This window comes from Sphingomonas sp. (assembly GCF_964263785.1).
Classification (GTDB): Bacteria; Pseudomonadota; Alphaproteobacteria; order Sphingomonadales; family Sphingomonadaceae; genus Sphingomonas.
The window spans coordinates 50710-67375 of the sequence record NZ_CAXVWL010000120.1; the positions used below are offsets into that span (position 1 = coordinate 50710).

Here is a 16666-nt window from a genome sequence, read left to right on the forward strand (position 1 = left end):
GCAGCACGCCGCAGGCGGCGCGCGGGACGACGGAGCCTGTCACGGCCCGGCGGAATCAGAACGCGCCAGCGGTCGTGGCGCGTTTCGGTCAGGCGGCGCTCGGTGGTCCCCGCAGGTGCGGGCGCAGGTAGGCCGTTTGTCGTCTCGGCGGCGGTGTCGCGAAGAGCAATCCCACAACAACCGCGACCGCGAAGGCGAGCGCAAGCTGGAGCGGATCGACCGCACCCAGGATCGGCGCGGCGATGCCTGCGCCCAAGCACGGCGAGTCCGGTTTCGCCGGTGCGTGGTCGCCGCCTTCATGCCCGGCCATGCCCGGCATCGCGGTCATGTCCGCCGCCCCCATGCCGGTGCACGCGACGATCGCCAAGGCCCGGCCCGATGCGGTGTCGACCATCGCGGGCATGAAGCCGACCGGCACGACCACCTTCATCGCCAGCGTCAGCGCGATCAGCAGCCACGCCGCGCGCAGGTGCCGACGGATCAGCCGCCGCATCATCCGGCCTCGAGCATGTCGCGGATGCGGGTCGCCAGCGCCTCGACCGCGAACGGCTTGGTGATCATCTCCATGCCCGGCTCCAGGAAGCCGTTCGCCAGTGTCGCATTCTCGGCATAGCCGGTCATGAACAGCACCTTCAGGTCGGGCCTGGCCACCCGCGCGGCATCGGCGAGCTGGCGGCCGTTCAGCCCGGGCAGGCCGATGTCGGTGACGAGCAGGTCGACGCGCATGTCCGATTGCAGCAGCTTCAGCCCCGCCGGCCCATCCGCCGCCTCGACCGCGCGGTAGCCCAGGTCGCCGAGCAGGTCGACGACCAGGTCGCGCACCGCCGCCTCGTCCTCGACGACCAGCACCACTTCGCCGTCTTCGGCAAGCGGCGCGTCGGCCACGCCGTCGACCGTCTCGTCGGCCTCCTCCGCCTCGCCGTAATAGCGCGGCAGGTAGAGTTTGACGGTCGTGCCCTGGCCGACCTCCGAATAGATGCGCGCATAGCCTTCGGACTGGCGCGCGAAGCCGTAGATCATCGACAGGCCCAGCCCCGTCCCCTGGCCGATCGGCTTGGTGGTGAAGAACGGCTCGAACACCTTGGCGATCGTGTCCTTGTCCATGCCGGTGCCGGTGTCGGTCACGCAGATGCACACATATTGGCCCGGACGCACGTCGCGGGTCTGCGCGGCATAAGCGCTGTCGAGATGCGCGTTGCAGGTCTCGATCGTCAGATGCCCGCCGTCCGGCATCGCATCGCGCGCATTGATCGCCAGATTGAGGATCGCGCTTTCGAGCTGGTGCGGATCGCACAAGGTCTGCCACAAGCCGCCCGCGGTCACGATCTCCAGCGCGATCGCCTCGCCGATGGTGCGGCGCAGCAGCTCCTCCATCCCGGTCACCAGCCGGTTGGCGCCGACCGGCCTGGGATCGAGCGGCTGGCGGCGCGAAAAGGCGAGCAGCCGGTGGGTCAGCGCCGCGGCGCGGTTGGCCGACGTCATCGCGATCGCGATGTAGCGTTCGACCCGGTCGGTCTCGCCCTTGGCCATTCGCCGCTGCATCATGTCGAGCGAACCGATCACCCCGGTCAGCAGGTTGTTGAAATCGTGTGCGATGCCGCCGGTCAGCTGACCCACCGCCTCCATCTTCTGCGCCTGGCGCAGCGCCTCCTGCGTCGCGGCGAGCTCGTCCGCCTGCTGCTTCTCGGCGGTGATGTTGCGCCCGCTGGCATAGATCAGCGCATCCTCGGGCGCCGCGACCCACGATATGCAGCGGAAGCTGCCGTCCTTGTGACGGTAGCGGTTCTCGAAGGTCGGCAGCACATCCCGCCGCGCGTGCGCCAGTGCGTCGCCGGTCGGCGCTTTGTCATCCGCGATCACGAAGTGGAACACCGTCCGGCCGATGACCTCGTCGGGCGACCAGCCGAGTATCGTCGTGAACGCCGGATTGATCGCGCGAAAGGTGCCGTCTCCGTCGATGACGACCTGGATATCCTGGGTATTGCGCCACAGCCGGTCGCGCTCCGCAGTGCGCGCGGCGAGGGCCTGCGCGCGCTCCTTGTCCTCGGTGATGTCGCGCGCGCTGCAATACACCTTGGCGTCGTCGGGCACCGCCACCCACGACAGCCACCGCCAGCCGCCGTCCTTGTGTCGATAGCGGTTCTCGAAGTGCAGCGCGGGAAGCTCGCGATCGACCAAATCTGCCCAGACTGCCTGCGTCCGGGCGATGTCGTCGGGGTGGATGAAGTCGAAGAACGGCCGCGAAGCGACCTCCTCCTCCGACCAGCCGAGCATCGTCGCCCACGCCGGATTGGCGCTTTCGAAAACGCCTTGCGCGTTGATGACGCCCATGATCTCCGGGCTGAGTTGCCAGGTCCGTCCGCGCGACAGCGCCCGTTCGGTGACCCGACGTTCCAGATCGGCGTTCAGCTCGCGCAGCGCCAGCTCGGCGCGGCGCTCGCGATCGACATCGAGCGAGGCGACCACGCCGCCCACCGGCTGCCCGTCTTCGCCGCGGATGGCCGACGCGATGAACCGCACCCAGGCATCGCGTCCGTCGCCGCGGCGGTACAGCACCTCGAGCTCGGCGTGGTCGGCGCCCGCGACCACCTGGGCCAGCGGGTATTCGCGTCCTTCCACCCGCCGCCCGCCGGGGTGGAAGCCGACCCATTCGCCGTAGGCGTCGATGTCGGGCGAGGGCAGCACGGCGTGCCCCAGGATGTGCTCGACATGCGCATTGCCGCCGGTGATCCGGCCGCTCGCATCGGCGAACACCAGTCCGATCGGCGCGGCATCGATCACCGCCCGCAGCCGCGCCTCGCTGCCGCGCAATTCCGCCTCGGCGCGGACCCGTTCGGTCACGTCGTAGCCGCCCGCGAAGATGCCCGTGACAATGCCCGCATCGTCGCGGATCGGCTGGTAGAGCAGGTCAATGGCGCGCGGTTGCGCTTCGCCCGCCAGATGGACCGGGAGCGCTTGCGCGGTGAACGGCTCGCCGCTCGCATAGACGCGGTCGAGCAGTTCGAAGAAGCCCTGGCCGTCGAGCTCGGGGAAGACTTCGCGCACGCCGCGGCCTACGAAGTCGCGCGCCCCCGTCATGGCGACATAGGCGTCGTTGACGTAATCGAAGACGTGGGTGGGACCGGAGAGGACCGCGACGAAGCCTGGCATCTGCCCGAACAGCTGGCGCTGGCGCTCGGCCTCCTGCGCGCGGCGGCGCTCGGCCAGCACCGCGCCGGTGGTCTCGGTACACGGGCAGAACAACCCCGCGACCGTGCCGGCCTCGTCGCGCACCGGGGTGTAGGAAAAGGCAAAATGCGCCTCGCGCGGGCGTCCCGGCCGGTCCAGCAGCAGGGTAATGTCGGCCATATGGACCGGCTCGCCCGCGAACACCTGGTCGACGAGCGGGGTCAGCGCCTCGCGCACCTCATGCCATACGTCGAAGAACGATCGGCCTAGCGCGCGCGGGTGCCGGTCGGCGAGCATCGGCGCGTAGCGGTCGTTGTAGAGCAGGATGTGCTCGGGTCCCCAGGCGACGAACATCGGCTGGTCGGCCGCGAGCATCACCCCGACCAGCGTCTTGAGCGGCTGTGGCCAGCCTTCGGGCGGCCCCAGCGGCGTGGTCTGCCAATCGTGGGCACGCATCAGCGCTCCCGCCGCACCGCCGCCATCGAGGAAGGCCGCGTCAGTCATCGCGCGTGACGTGCCAAGCGATCATGCGCGGCGCCACGACCCGCCACTCCAATCACCCGGGCGAGCGGCGGGTGCGCGACGCGCTTGTCGGCAGCAGGCGAGCACGCGAGCAGGCCGTTGGGGCAATAACGGCCGTCGTCCCAGCCGGGATGGTCGAGGATCGGATACAGGCACACCCCCTCGACCGGCACGCCGAGCGCGATCGCGGCGTCGACTTCGCGCAGGATCATGGCAAGCCAATCGGCGCGGCCGTCGCCCTCGATCCCCGTCTCGGCGACAAAGATCGGGCGGCCGTAGCGGGCGTATACCTCGGCCAGGATGGCGCGGAACGGGCGCGCCAGCGGGTCGTCGAAGCGCAGCGGCGGGCCGCCGTGCAGCCACTGGTTGTTGTGATAGAAATTGACCCCGACGACATCGAGCAACCCGGGCCGTCCGCCGATCTGCGGCCATGAGCGGCCGGCGATCATGTCCCACGCCTGATATTGCGCCAGCCGGTGCCCCTCGGCATGCGCGGCTTCCCACGGGCGGTGCGGATCGGTGACGACGTTGATGACCGGGTCCGCGTGGACGAAGCGAGCATGAGGGTCGACGCGCAGGATCGCCTCCATTGCCGCGATCGACGCACGCGCCAGCTGGACCTTGAGCTCATACCCGCGGCCACGCGCGAAGGGGTTGAGGTACGCCGCGTCGCCGCCGCCCCAGGCAAAGAACGACACTTCGTTGACGGGAGCGTAGAAGCGGCGCTCGCCAGCAGGCGCGGGGCCGATGTGGCGCGCGGCGGCCGCGGCGAACCGCGCGAACCGCTCGACGAACGCAGGCGTCCAGATGTCGATGTCGTCGGGCCAGCCGTAGTGCAGCAGGTCCCAGATCACCTCGGTCCCGGCCGCCTTCGCGCCCGTCAGCTGGCGTTCGAGGCTCGACCAGTCGTAACGGCCCGGCGTCTGCTCGATCAGGTGCCAGCGCAGGCCGTCGCGCACCGTCAGGATGCCGTGGCGGGTCAATTCGCGATAATCGTGCCCGGCATGCACGTCGTGATGGCTGGCCGCGATCATGTCGAGCCGCGCCTTATCATGCGCGCGGCGGTGCGACGAGGATTCGAAGCCGCCCTGGAGGAAGCTGCGGAACAGCCCGGTCGGGCGTGCGCGAGGACGCTCCGCCAGCACGTCGGCGAACAGGCCTTCCCAATGCGGCACCACCGCCGGCACCGCATATTCGGCATCGACCTTTGCGCGCAACGCCGCCCCGAGCCGATCGCGCAGCGCGGGGTCGCCGATCAGACGGAGCACCGCGGCGGCGACGGCGGCCGGGTCCTCGTGCGGCACGAACAGGCCGCTCACCCCGTCGACGATCTGCTCGGCGGTGCCGTTGTCGCAGGTCGCGATTACGGGAAGGCGGGCTGCGCCCGCTTCGGCGATCACGTGCGGCATGCCCTCGCCGCGCGACAGCCAGACGAAGACGTCGAGCGCGGATAGCAATTCGGGCACGTCGGCGCGGTCGCCCAGGAACTGGAGAACGCCGCTCAGACCCAGTGCGGTCGCGCGCTGCCGGAGCATGTCCGCATAATGCGGCATGAAGGCGTCGGGGCCGCCGATGACCAGGAAGCGGGCGCTGGGCTGCCTGGCGTGGACCAGCGCGGCGGCCTCGATGAAATCCTCGACCCGCTTCTTCTCGTCCAGGCGGCCGAGCCAGCCGATCAGCAGCACGCCCTCCGCGATCCCCAGCGCGGCGCGGGTCGGTGCGCGGGTGCGCGGGTCGAACGCATGCGTGTCGACCATTGACGGGATCTCGATCGCATGATGCGGCCGATCGGGCATCCGGCTCGCCGCCGCATCGCGGATCGACGCGCACACGCCGACGTAGCGCGCGGTGAAATGCTTCGGCCCCGACAGCGCCTCGCGCACCAGCCCGCCATGCTCGATCAGCGGCGGGCGCAGGTGCATCCTCTCCAGCGCCGGGTAGATGTCGGCCACGTCCTGGCACGACACGACGATGTCGTAGGCGGGCACCTTGCTGGCGAGGTACGCGACCGTCTCCTCGAATCCGAGGTGGTAGGGCGTTCGGTCGACCGGCACGCCCGCGGCCTCCAACTGGTGGTGCGTCTGTTCGGGCATGCCCTCCTTACGGAAGCAGGCGACGACTTCGATCCGGTACCGCGAACGGTCGAGCGCCTGCGCGAGCAACCGCACCTCGGTCTCCTCGCCACCCACCACCAGCCAGGCGAAGACGAACAGGATGCGAATCGCGCGCTCTGGCGCGGGCCCACCGCCCGTTTCGCCGAGCGATCCGGTAAACGGGCTCAATCGCCGGCCTTGAACACGATCTGGAGGAACTCGGGGCGTTCCCTGACGAGCCGGTCGATAAACGCGGGCGCGTCGTCGTAGGGGACGACGTGGGTGATGAGCTGTGCCTTGATCTCGTCCCCGCGTGCCTGGAGCAGCTTGACCGTCTCGTTCGCCAGTCGCCTGCGATCCCATTGCTGCGCCAGCCCGCGGGGCACGCGGTTGATCTGCGCGCACCGCAGGTTGAGCCCGTTGTGATGGAACTCCTCGCCGAGGCGCAGGCGATCCGCGCCGCCCTGGTAGAAGGCGAGGTCGATCACCGTGCCCTGCGGCCGGAGCGCGCGCATCGCGGCGTGGAGGCTGGCGGCGTCGGCGCGGGTCTGGAACACCACGTCGGCACCGCGATCGTCGCCGCCGTGATGCCAGCGCGCCTTGGCATGCGCCCAGGCCTCGTCTTCGGTCATCGCGGTCAGCCCGAGGCATTCGGCGCGCAGGCGACGGAAGGGGGAGGGGTCGGCGATCACCACCTCGCTCGCGCCCGCTGCCTGCGCGAACAGCGCGGTCAGCATGCCGACGATGCCCGCGCCGATCACCAGCGCCGGGCGGCCGCGGACGCCGTCGCCGAGCCCGACGACATTGGGCCCGAGCAGCTCGGCATCGGCGTGGAGGATGCCGTTGGCCGCGATCGGCCCCATCTGCGCGACGTAGATGCCCAAGATCGGGTCCACGTCCGCGGGCAGCTTGACGAGCAGTTCGTGGAACGGGTCCGCGGTATGCCCGGTCTTGTGGCCGAATGTCGCGCCGACGACGTCGCCGGGCGTGTAATCGTAGGTGCGCGACTCGCTCACGCGCGCGCACTCCATGTAGCCGAGGAACGGCACCGGAAAATGCGCGCTCGCCTCGCCGCCCACGAACACCCCGCGCCCCGCATCCCAGCGCGAGTGCAGATAGGGGTTGGTGTTCTTGACGAAGGTCAGTTCAGTGCCCGCCGAAAAGCCGGTGTAGAGCAGGTCGAGGCGGACGAGATGCTCGGGCAGCGGGCCCTCGTCATAGCCTGCGAAATACGCCTGCCCGGGACGCTCGACGCCCAGCGAACGGACGTGCCGGTGTTCTGGGCGATGCTCAGACATGCGCAGGCTCCCGCGCAGGCGCCATATCGATCGCGCGGCCTTCGGCAGCGGATTGCTCGATCGCCAGCGCCAGCCGCAGCGTTTCGAGGGCTTGCGGGTAGGGGCAGCGGACACGGTTCTCCTTGCCCTGCACCGCGTCGATGAAGTCGCGGTCTTCGAGGACGACGGGGTCGGCGCGGTTGCCGCGCACCGGGCGGCCGTGGCCGGTGTCGATCATCACGTCGCGGTCGGTCAGCTCGACCGCGAGGCGCTCGCCGAACAGGTGCAGCCCGACGCGGTGATTCCACCCGAGCAGGCAGGTGGAAGCGAAATTGGCGATCGCACCGCCGGCGAAGGTCAGCGTCGCGGTACTCGTCGTCGCGACGTCCAGGCCGGGGAACTCGGGCCGTGCGACGTGGCCGGACTGGCCGTAGACCCGCACGACATCGCCGACGAGATAGCGGGCGAGATCGACCAGGTGGGTCGTCTGTTCGAGCATCTGCCCGCCCGACGCCCCCTGCTTCCACCACCAGCGCGGCGGCGGGGTGGAATCGAGCCAGTAGCCAGACAGCAGCCGGGCGGGCGTATGCGCGAGCAGCCCGCGGACCTCGTCGACCGTGTCGAGATAGCGCCAGTGATAGCCCACCGCGGTGACCAGCCCCAACCGGTCGACCGCCGCCGCGACGTCCTCGGCGGTGCCGATGTCGAGCGCCACCGGCTTCTCGACGAAGAACGGCAGGTTGCGGTCGATCGCCAGCCGCTCGGGCTCGCCATGCGCGAACGGCGGCACGCAGATGTAGATCGCGTCGACCTCGACCTGGTCCAGCATCGCCGCCGCATCGTCGAACGCGCGCGCACCGAACCGCGCCGACGCCTCGGTCGCGCGCGCCAGGTCGACGTCCGCCACCGCGACGATCTCGACGTCGTCGAATTGCTCCAGCACGCCGAAATGGCGGTGGGCGATGCCGCCTGCGCCGATGAACCCGATCCGTGTCCGCTCCACGCGTGCTCCTTTGGTGTGTTCGACCGCGGCATAGACCGCGCGGGTTTCGGCGATCATCCGATCGACCGTGAAAAGTTTACGTTGGCGCTCGCAGGCGGCCTGTCCCATCGCGCCGAGCCGGTCGCGGTCGCCGAGCAGATCGACCACGGCGGCTGCGAAGCTTGCAGGGTCGGTACCGCAGAGGCGCCCGGTGACGCCGTCTTCGACCGCTTCCGCGTTGCCCGGCGCGTCGGTCGCGACCACCGGCAGGCACGCCGCCATCGCCTCCAGCGCAACCAGCGGCAGCCCCTCGAACGCGGACGGGAGGACGAGCAGGTCGGCGAGCGCCATCAGATCGGGCACATCGCCGCGCGGGCCGAGCATCCGCACCGTCGCGCCGAGCCCGCGCGCGGCGATCGCCCGCGCGGTGGAGATCAGCAGCGGACCCTCGCCCGCCAGCAGCACGACCGTATCGGGATGCGCGGCGATAACCGCGGGCAGCGCATCGAGCAGCAGCTGGTGCCCCTTCTGCTCGGCGAATCGTGCGACCATCAGCAGCACCGGGGAATCGCCGAAGCCCGATTCGCGGCGCAGGTCGGCGCGCGACCGCGACGGTGCGTGCGCGGCGACCCCATTGTGAACGGTGGCGATCAGCGCCGGGTCGATCCCCGCCGCGCGGTGGCTCTCGGCAACCGCGTCCGATACGCAGATCAACCGTGCGACATCGTGCGCCATGCCGAAATGCTCGGCCCGCTGCCGCTCGTCGGTGAGCAGGTGCGGTAAATGCTCGGTGCGGACCACCGGCACGCCCGCCGCGCGCGCCGCGCGGACCGCGGCATGCCCCTCCCAACCGATCCCGGCATGGACGTGGACCAGATCGGGCGCCGAGCGCGCGAGCCACTGCGTCAGCGCATCCTCGTCGTCGCCGATCGTCTTGACCGCGAAGCCGTCGGCAACCGCGCGCTCGATCAGCCCGGTACCTGCCCGCGCCGCGACGACGACTTCGCCGCCGAGACCCTTCGCCAGGGCGAGCAGGTGTGCGCCGACCCCCGACGGGGCCGGGCTGTCGGTCAGGAGACAGATGCGGGTCATTCGGCGGCGGACAATACCGGCGAGAGCGTCTCGCGCAAGCGGCGGTACGTCGCCAGCGCCTGACCCACGACCTGATCCATGTTGTAGTAGCGATAGGTCGCGAGCCGCCCGACGAAGGTCACGTCACCTTCCGCATCCGCCAGCGCCTCGTAGCGTTTGAACAGCGCCTGGTTCTCGGGCCGCGGGATGGGATAATAAGGATCGCCCTGGTCGCTGGGAAATTCATAGGTGATGCTGGTCTTCGGGTTCGTCTGCCCGGTCAGATGCTTGTATTCGGTGATCCGGGTCTGCGGCACGCGCTCGTCGGGGTAGTTCACCACCGCGACCGGCTGGAACTGCGCGACATCGTGGGTCTCGTGGCGGAACTGCAGGCTGCGATACGGCAACTTGCCGAAGCGGAAATCGAAAAATTCGTCGATCGGTCCGGTGAAGACGATATGGTCGACGTCGACCCGCTCGATCACGTCGCGGTACTCGACCCCCAGTTCGGTCGAGATGCCCGGATGGTCGAGCATGTTGGCGAACATCCGGGTATAGCCCTCGGCGGGCATTGCCTGGAACCGGTCGGTGAAATAGCGATCGTCCTCGCTCGTCCGCGTCGGCACCCGCGCGGTCACCGCCTTGTCGAGCTCGGACGGATCGAGCCCCCATTGCTTGCGCGTATAGCCGCGAAAGAACGTCTCGTAGAGCTCGCGCCCGACCGCGGACACCACGACGTCCTCCGACGTCCGCACATCCGCTACCGGCTCCGCGCGCGCCGCCAGGAACGCCGCCGCCGCTTCGTCGCTGTCCAGCCCGCACCCGTAGAGCGCGTTCAGCGTCGTCCGGTTGATCGGCATCGGCACCAGCTTGCCCGCCACGTCGGCCAGCACCCGGTGCGCGTACGGGCGCCATTCGGTGAAGCGCGACAGATAGTCGAACACGTCCGCCGAATTGGTGTGGAAGATGTGCGGTCCGTAGCGGTGGATCAGCACCCCCGCCGCGTCATGCTCGTCATAGGCGTTGCCGCCGATGTGCGGGCGGCGGTCGACCACCAGCACCCGCTGCCCCGCGTCCGCCGCCAGCCGCTCCGCCAGGACCGATCCGGCAAACCCTGCGCCGACGACCAACGTGTCGTAGCGCTCGCGCCGTATTGGGCGGATGGGGGTTGCGGCGCGCGTTCGGCGCGCGGTTGTCACGCGGTCGATCTCCGCCGCCATCGCCGCTTGCGTGCAGTCCCACGACTGGCGGGCGAGCACGCGGTCCGCCTCGGCCTGCCAGACGCCCTCGCGCGGCAAGGCGAGTGCCGCTTCGCACGCCGCAATAAAGGCCCCGGCACCGTCAGCGATCGCCACCGCCTGCATGTCGCCATAATGGCGGATCACGTCGACGATCGGCGTCGACACCACCGGCAGCCCGCCGGCGAGATATTCCGGCGTCTTGGTCGGACTGATGAACCGCGTCGCCTCGTTGATCGCGAACGGCATCAGCGCCGCGTTCCACCCCGACAGGTACGCCGGCAGGTCGCGGTAGTCGCGCCCGCCGAGCCAGTGGATGTTGTCGCGCCGCGGCAGCGATGCGGGGTCGATCTTGGCGACCGGCCCGATCATCACCAGTGACCAGTCGGGCCGCGCCGCCGCCACCGCGTCGATCAGCGCCAGGTCGATACGCTCGTCGATCACGCCGTAAAAGCCGAGCTTGGGCCCCGCGATGCCGCGCTGATCCTCGGGCTCGCGGTCGCGCGTGCGGGCCTGCGCGAAATGGCCCACTTCGACCGCCGACGGGAACGGGTGGATGTCGGCGTGGCGGTGGCGCTTGGCTTCGTACAGGCTGTAGCCGCCGGTGAAGACCAGGTCGGCACACGCCAGCAGCGCGCTCTCGCGCTCCATCAGCGCCGGGTCGGCGAAGCGAAACGCCGACAGTTCGTCCATGCAGTCGTACACCACCGCCGATGCCGCCAGATGCCCGGCAAAGCCGAACATCACCGGCGTGTAGAACCACAGCAGCGGGTCGCCGCGCACGCTTGTCTTCACGAACGCGTCGAGCAGCGTGCTGAGGCCCGCCTCGACATCCTCGCGGCTCCACCAATGCGGCAGGCGCGGCCGCAGCGCGACCACGCCGTCGGCGGCGAAGGCGTGATGCTCCAGAAAGGGCAGCGGGTGGTCGCAGGGGATATGCTCTTCCCACATGAACACCGGCCGGGTCTGCGCGAAACGCCGCATCAGATGCTGCGGGCGCTGCGTTACGAAATCCCACCGCAAGTGCGAAAAGCACAGGAGCGGCGGCTGGTCGGGAATCGGGGCGTCGATGCGAGCGGAGGTCGGGCAAAGTCCTGCTTTGTACACTCGCGTCCCCATCTTTCCGGTCATGGCGTCACAGACTCGGACGGTGCGACTAGGCCGCCCCGTAACGTACGTCCCTGCTTCATGTTGCATAAAGGCGCGATAAGCCGGTGGAGTCGTTCGATGCTATGCGGCCAGGTCCAGCGCTCCAGCACCGCCCCGCGCGCATCGAAGGTGTGCGCGCGTGCTCGCAGGTCCATGATCGCGTCGGCGAAGTCCTCCGCAGACGCCGCCACGCCGGTCTCCGGCAGGATGAACTGCAATCCGCACCGCAGTGCAGCATTTGCGAGCACCGGCAGCCCGGCGAGCATATATTCGGTAAGGATCGCCGGCGCGCCGTCGTCGACGCCGCACACCACGCCGAAGCGGGCGCGGTTCATCAGCCGGTTGACCTCTTCGATCGGCACGCCGGGCGGGCCGACGAATTCGACGTTCAATCCTTGCCTGGCGGCCCGTGCGCGCAAGGTATCTCCATCTTCGCCATAGCCGAAGACGCACAGCGCGCTGACATCGCGCGGGAGTTGCGCCATCGCGTCGAACAGGATGTCGTGACGCTTGTAGGATTGCGCGGCGGCGACGTAGATCAGGTCGACGTCCTTGGCCGTCCCCAGCGGCCGGAACTGGTCGGTCGCCGCGAACTCGGGCCCGATCGGCATGACGACGGTCGCCATCTCAGGATGGCGTGCGGTCACTTCTTCCGATTGCCACTGCGCGCCGGTAATGACGAGGTCGAAGCGCGCGCTGACCGCGGGTGGCACACGCAGGGCGGGGGCGTCGATCGAATTGTAGAGGATCACGCTGTTCGTGCAGGCATCGAGCACGTCTGTCGCCACGCCGAGCCCGAGCACCACCAGGATGTGCGGCGCGCCGAAGGTCTCGACGAAGGCGATCATGTCCGCCGAGGCGAACGGCGCGTTTTCGACATCGAGGCGAAAGGCGCGCCGCGCGAGCACGGGACTCTCGCGGCGGAACGGCGGCTGGCCCTCGCCGCGCCAATGGTGCCAGATCTCGACCTGGTCGACCACGCCCGCCGCGACCAGCGCCAGCGGCAAGCGTTCGAGATATCCTCCAGCGACTTCGCCGCGCGCGTCGCCGCCGTCCGGCCAGGGGCGCGCATCGTGCTCCAGCGATCGCCACCGCGCGCATGCATTGTCGCGGCTGGGCACGGCGCTGGCGGGCGGCCAGCCCTCGACCCAGTCGCTGATCACCACGGCCGTGCGCTTGGAAGTGAGGAGGGGAGGGAAGGCCCTCGACCGATCGTCAACGATTTGCGCCTCCTCGGACTTGCTGGCCGCCGTGCCCTAATCGCCCGACCGTTGCTTCGCTATCGGCATCGTGCGGTGTCGAACGGGTGCGCTCCGCCTTGTGTTCGGCGCACGATCCGCCACATCGCGCGGACCGCAACCGATTTGGTGGAGCCTGCCATGACCGAGACCTATGTGCCGCCCGCCTATGTGCCCCCTAGGGTTTGGATCTGGACCAAGGAGAGCGGCGGCCGCTTCGCCGCGATCAATCGCCCGGTCGCGGGCGCGACGCACGACAAGGATTTGGCCCGAGGCAAGCACCCGCTCCAGCTCTATTCGCTCGCCACCCCCAATGGGGTGAAGGTGACGGTGATGCTGGAGGAGCTGCTCGCGCTCGGTCACGCCGGCGCCGAATACGACGCCTGGCTGATCCGCATCAACGACGGTGACCAGTTCGGCAGCGGCTTCGTGGCGGTCAATCCGAACTCGAAGATTCCCGCGCTGGTCGACCACAGCGGCGCCGAGCCGGTGCCGGTGTTCGAATCGGGCGCGATCCTGATGTATCTCGCCGAGAAGTTCGGCGCTTTCCTGCCGACGGACGGTGCGGAGCGTGCGCGCGTGCTGTCGTGGCTGTTCTGGCAGATGGGCAGCGCGCCGTATCTCGGCGGCGGCTTCGGCCATTTCTACGCCTATGCGCCGACCAAGATCGAATATGCGATCGACCGCTTCGCGATGGAGATCAAGCGTCAGCTCGACGTGCTCGACCGGCGCCTGGCGGACGCGCGATTCCTCGGCGGCGACGAGTACACGATCGCCGATATCGCCACCTGGCCGTGGTATGGCTCGCTGGCGAAAGGGCTGGCGTACGACGCGGGCGAATTCCTCGACGTCGCCAGCTATACCAACGTCGTCCGCTGGGCAGACGAGATCGGCGCGCGCCCTGCGGTGAAGCGCGGGCGCATGGTCAACCGTGTCATGGGCGATCCCGCCAGCCAGCTTCACGAACGCCACGACGCGAGCGATTTCGACACCAAGACGCAGGACAAGCTCCAGCCGTCGGGCGATGCCGCATGAAGCTCTACGACAGCCGCCGCGCCCCCAATCCGCGCCGCGTGCGCTGGGCCATGGCGGAAAAGGGCATCGACGATATCGAGATCGTCCAGGTCGACATCATGAAGGGCGAACACCGCGCCAGCGATTACGTCGCGCGTGCGGGACTCGCGAACGTGCCCGCTCTCGAACTCGACGACGGCACCGCGATTACCGAATCGATCGCGATCTGCCGCTATCTCGAAAGCCTGTATCCCGAGCCCAATCTGTTCGGTCGGAACCCGCGCGAGATGGCGGAGATCGAGATGTGGATCAGGCGAACCGAAATGATGCTCGCCACCCCGCTGATGCTGTCGGTTCGCCACGCGCATCCGGCGCTGGCGGCGCTGGAGAACCAGGTTCCGGAAGTCGCGGAGACCAACCGCGCCGCGGCCGTGCGCGCGCTCGGCGTGTTCGACCGGCGGCTGGGGGAAAGCGCCTTTATCGCCACGGACCGCGTGACGATGGCCGATATCATCGCGATCACCGGCATCGACTTTTCCCGCATGATCCAGTTCGCGCCGCCGGCCGAATTCACCCACGTCGCGCGCTGGGTTGCGGCGATGCGCGCACGACCGGCAGCGGCGGCCGGGATGTAGCGGTCAGATCTTGCGTGCGCCGGCGACCGGCCGGCCGGTGCCGCGCTGGACCAGCATTGCCGATGCCAGTCCACGCTCGGCCGGTGCGGGGAGCCGGAACGTCGCGGCACCCCGCTGCACGTGCCCAGCCCGACGAGCGCGCGGACGACATTGCGGTGCGACCGCGAACGACGGCGCGAGTACCTCCGGGCGGTTGGACAGCGTCTTCGGCATGGTGTCGCCTGTCTGAACGGTTCGGCGATCGGGCCGCCTGCCGTTCGATGATCCTCCACGGGATGGTTAGTCAAATCTCAAGCCTTCGCGCCTATCGGTACATGTCGAGTTATGAAGGACTGGGCATGAGCGCGTTCGGACGCCGGAGCGGAACAGGTAGCGGATCGCCAAGGCCGGCGTTCGGCGTGGCGCGTCCGATGCAGGGCGGCGGCAGCGTGCCGCGCGAGGCCGAGGGCGGCCAGCAATTCCCGCCCTATGACGCGGTGCCGATGCCCGGCGAGGATGCGTTCGGCGCGGACATGATGCCGCAGGGCGATGCTATGCAGCGCCTGGCCGACCGCCAGGCCGCCAGCGCCGAATCGGGCAGCAGCAAGGTCGAAGGGTTCGAGTCGTCGATCCACAAGATCAAGGAGCAGGTCCTCCCCCGCCTGTTGGAGCGCGTCGATCCCGAGGCCGCGGCAACGCTGGGCAAGGACGAGCTGGCTGAGGAATTCCGCCCGATCATCGGCGAAGTGCTCGCCGAATTGAAGCTGACGCTCAACCGCCGCGAACAGTTCGCCCTCGAAAAGGTGCTCGTCGACGAGCTGCTCGGACTTGGGCCGCTCGAGGAATTGCTCGCCGATCCCAACATCTCGGACATCATGGTCAACGGCCCCGACCAGACCTATGTCGAGCGCAAGGGCAAGCTGGAGCTGGCGCAGGTCCAGTTCCGCGACGAGGAACATCTGTTCCAGATCGCGCAGCGCATCTGCAACTCGGTCGGCCGCCGCGTCGACCAGACCACGCCGCTGGCCGACGCGCGGCTCAAGGACGGCTCCCGCGTCAACGTCATCGTCCCGCCGCTGTCGCTGCGCGGCACCGCGATCTCGATCCGCAAGTTCTCCGCCAAGCCGATCACGCTCGACATGATGGCGGGCTTCGGCAGCATGTCGCCGAAAATGGCGACCGCGCTCAAGATCGCGGGCGCGTGCCGGTTCAACGTCGTGATCTCGGGCGGCACCGGCTCGGGCAAGACCACCATGCTCAACGCCCTGTCCAAGATGATCGACCCGGGCGAGCGCGTGCTGACGATCGAGGACGCCGCCGAGCTTCGCCTCCAGCAGCCGCACTGGCTGCCGCTCGAGACGCGTCCCGCCAACCTGGAGGGTCAGGGCGAGATCAGCATCCGCGACCTCGTCAAGAACGCGCTGCGCATGCGGCCGGACCGCATCATCCTGGGCGAAATCCGCGGCTCCGAGTGTTTCGACATGCTCGCGGCGATGAACACCGGGCACGACGGCTCGATGTGCACGCTCCACTCCAACTCGCCGCGCGAAGCGCTGGCGCGGATGGAAAACATGGTGATGATGTCGGACATCAAGGTGCCCAAGGAGGCGATCAGCCGCCAGATCGCCGACTCGGTCGACATGATCATCCAGGTCAAGCGCCTGCGCGACGGCAGCCGCCGCGTCACCAACATTACCGAAGTGATCGGCATGGAAGGCCCCGTCATCGTGACGCAGGAGCTGTTCAAGTTCGAGTACCTCGACGAATCCGCCGACGGCAAGATCATCGGTGAATATCGCGCCATGGGCCTGCGCCCGTACACGATCGACAAGGCCAAGCAGTTCGGCTTCGACCAGGCCTATCTGGAATCCTGCCTCTGACCGGCCGCCGCTGCGAAGCGGCAGGAACAGGTTGGTTATCGCCCCGTGCGCAGGCACCAGCGGGAAGAAGCGCACGCGCTGGCAATAGAGCGGGAAGTCGCGCGGCTCCTCGCCGCTGGCGGGCAGCCAGTCGCGACACAGGAAACAGCGCCGCGGTTCGAGATCGTCGCCGGCGATGCCGAGGACGCGCAGCACCGCGACCCGGCCGCCCGGTATCAGCCCGGCCTCCACGCCGTCGTCGTTGGGCGCGACCGGCGCATCGCTCGCGACGCAGATGTCCCTCCGGAACGCCTCTGGCGCGGTGGCCCGCATGTCGGTCGGGAGATCCCTAAGATCGTGCGGTCGCCCCCGAACACGCCGCTCCGTTGCCGCCAGGCGATGAACCGCCGCACCGTGGCGTGGACGGTGTCCGGATCGCCG

At 69.0% G+C, this 16666-nt stretch carries 11 protein-coding genes and 1 pseudogene; 3 read left to right on the forward strand and 9 right to left on the reverse strand.

Translation table 11 applies throughout. The features are described from left to right. Positions 1-88 precede the first annotated feature (88 nt). From ACE5C1_RS15680 to ACE5C1_RS15710, 7 genes are all read right to left on the reverse strand, one after another. A complete protein-coding gene (locus tag ACE5C1_RS15680) occupies positions 89-496 on the reverse strand; it encodes a DUF2946 family protein (protein ID WP_374945007.1) in 408 nt (135 codons plus the stop codon). Further along, the gene (locus tag ACE5C1_RS15685) at positions 493-3672 is read right to left on the reverse strand and encodes a PAS domain-containing protein (protein WP_374945008.1); all 3180 of its coding nucleotides are present in this window, start codon (positions 3670-3672) and stop codon (positions 493-495) included. Before ACE5C1_RS15685 ends, ACE5C1_RS15680 begins: the two co-directional genes overlap by 4 nt. Then, on the reverse strand, positions 3669-5972 hold the full coding sequence (locus ACE5C1_RS15690) for a glycosyltransferase (protein WP_374945009.1): 2304 nt from the start codon (positions 5970-5972) through the stop codon (positions 3669-3671). The genes ACE5C1_RS15685 and ACE5C1_RS15690 overlap by 4 nt, the downstream gene beginning before the upstream one ends. Beyond that, positions 5969-7081, reverse strand: coding sequence for a zinc-binding alcohol dehydrogenase (locus ACE5C1_RS15695; RefSeq protein ID WP_374945010.1), 1113 nt, complete (start codon positions 7079-7081; stop codon positions 5969-5971). Before ACE5C1_RS15695 ends, ACE5C1_RS15690 begins: the two co-directional genes overlap by 4 nt. Continuing rightward, positions 7074-9134, reverse strand: coding sequence for a glycosyltransferase (locus tag ACE5C1_RS15700; protein ID WP_374945011.1), 2061 nt, complete (start codon positions 9132-9134; stop codon positions 7074-7076). The genes ACE5C1_RS15695 and ACE5C1_RS15700 overlap by 8 nt, the downstream gene beginning before the upstream one ends. After that, a complete protein-coding gene (gene glf, locus ACE5C1_RS15705) occupies positions 9131-11335 on the reverse strand; it encodes a UDP-galactopyranose mutase (protein WP_374945012.1) in 2205 nt (734 codons plus the stop codon). Before glf ends, ACE5C1_RS15700 begins: the two co-directional genes overlap by 4 nt. Before the next feature lie 143 nt (positions 11336-11478). Next, entirely contained in the window at positions 11479-12663 is a 1185-nt protein-coding gene (locus ACE5C1_RS15710; protein WP_374945013.1) for a glycosyltransferase family 4 protein, read from the reverse strand. A 216-nt stretch (positions 12664-12879) separates the two neighbouring features. On the opposite strand from ACE5C1_RS15710, the gene yghU reads away from it, so the two are divergent. Next, the gene (yghU, locus tag ACE5C1_RS15715; protein ID WP_374945014.1) at positions 12880-13773 is read left to right on the forward strand and encodes a glutathione-dependent disulfide-bond oxidoreductase; all 894 of its coding nucleotides are present in this window, start codon (positions 12880-12882) and stop codon (positions 13771-13773) included. Then, positions 13770-14387: a glutathione S-transferase family protein gene (locus tag ACE5C1_RS15720; protein ID WP_374945015.1), complete on the forward strand. Its 618-nt coding sequence runs from the start codon at positions 13770-13772 to the stop codon at positions 14385-14387. The genes yghU and ACE5C1_RS15720 overlap by 4 nt, the downstream gene beginning before the upstream one ends. 3 nt (positions 14388-14390) lie before the next feature. Here the strand turns inward: ACE5C1_RS15720 and ACE5C1_RS15725 are convergent, their stop codons facing one another. After that, positions 14391-14600: a hypothetical protein gene (locus ACE5C1_RS15725; protein ID WP_374945016.1), complete on the reverse strand. Its 210-nt coding sequence runs from the start codon at positions 14598-14600 to the stop codon at positions 14391-14393. A gap of 125 nt (positions 14601-14725) precedes the next feature. Between ACE5C1_RS15725 and ACE5C1_RS15730 the strand changes: the two genes are divergently transcribed. After that, complete coding sequence (locus ACE5C1_RS15730) at positions 14726-16246, forward strand: CpaF family protein (RefSeq protein WP_374945017.1); 1521 nt, start codon at positions 14726-14728, stop codon at positions 16244-16246. A gap of 72 nt (positions 16247-16318) precedes the next feature. On the opposite strand, the pseudogene ACE5C1_RS15735 reads toward ACE5C1_RS15730, so the two are convergent. Continuing rightward, positions 16319-16558, reverse strand: a pseudogene (locus tag ACE5C1_RS15735) (GyrI-like domain-containing protein); the annotation flags it as partial. Positions 16559-16666: the final 108 nt, after the last annotated feature.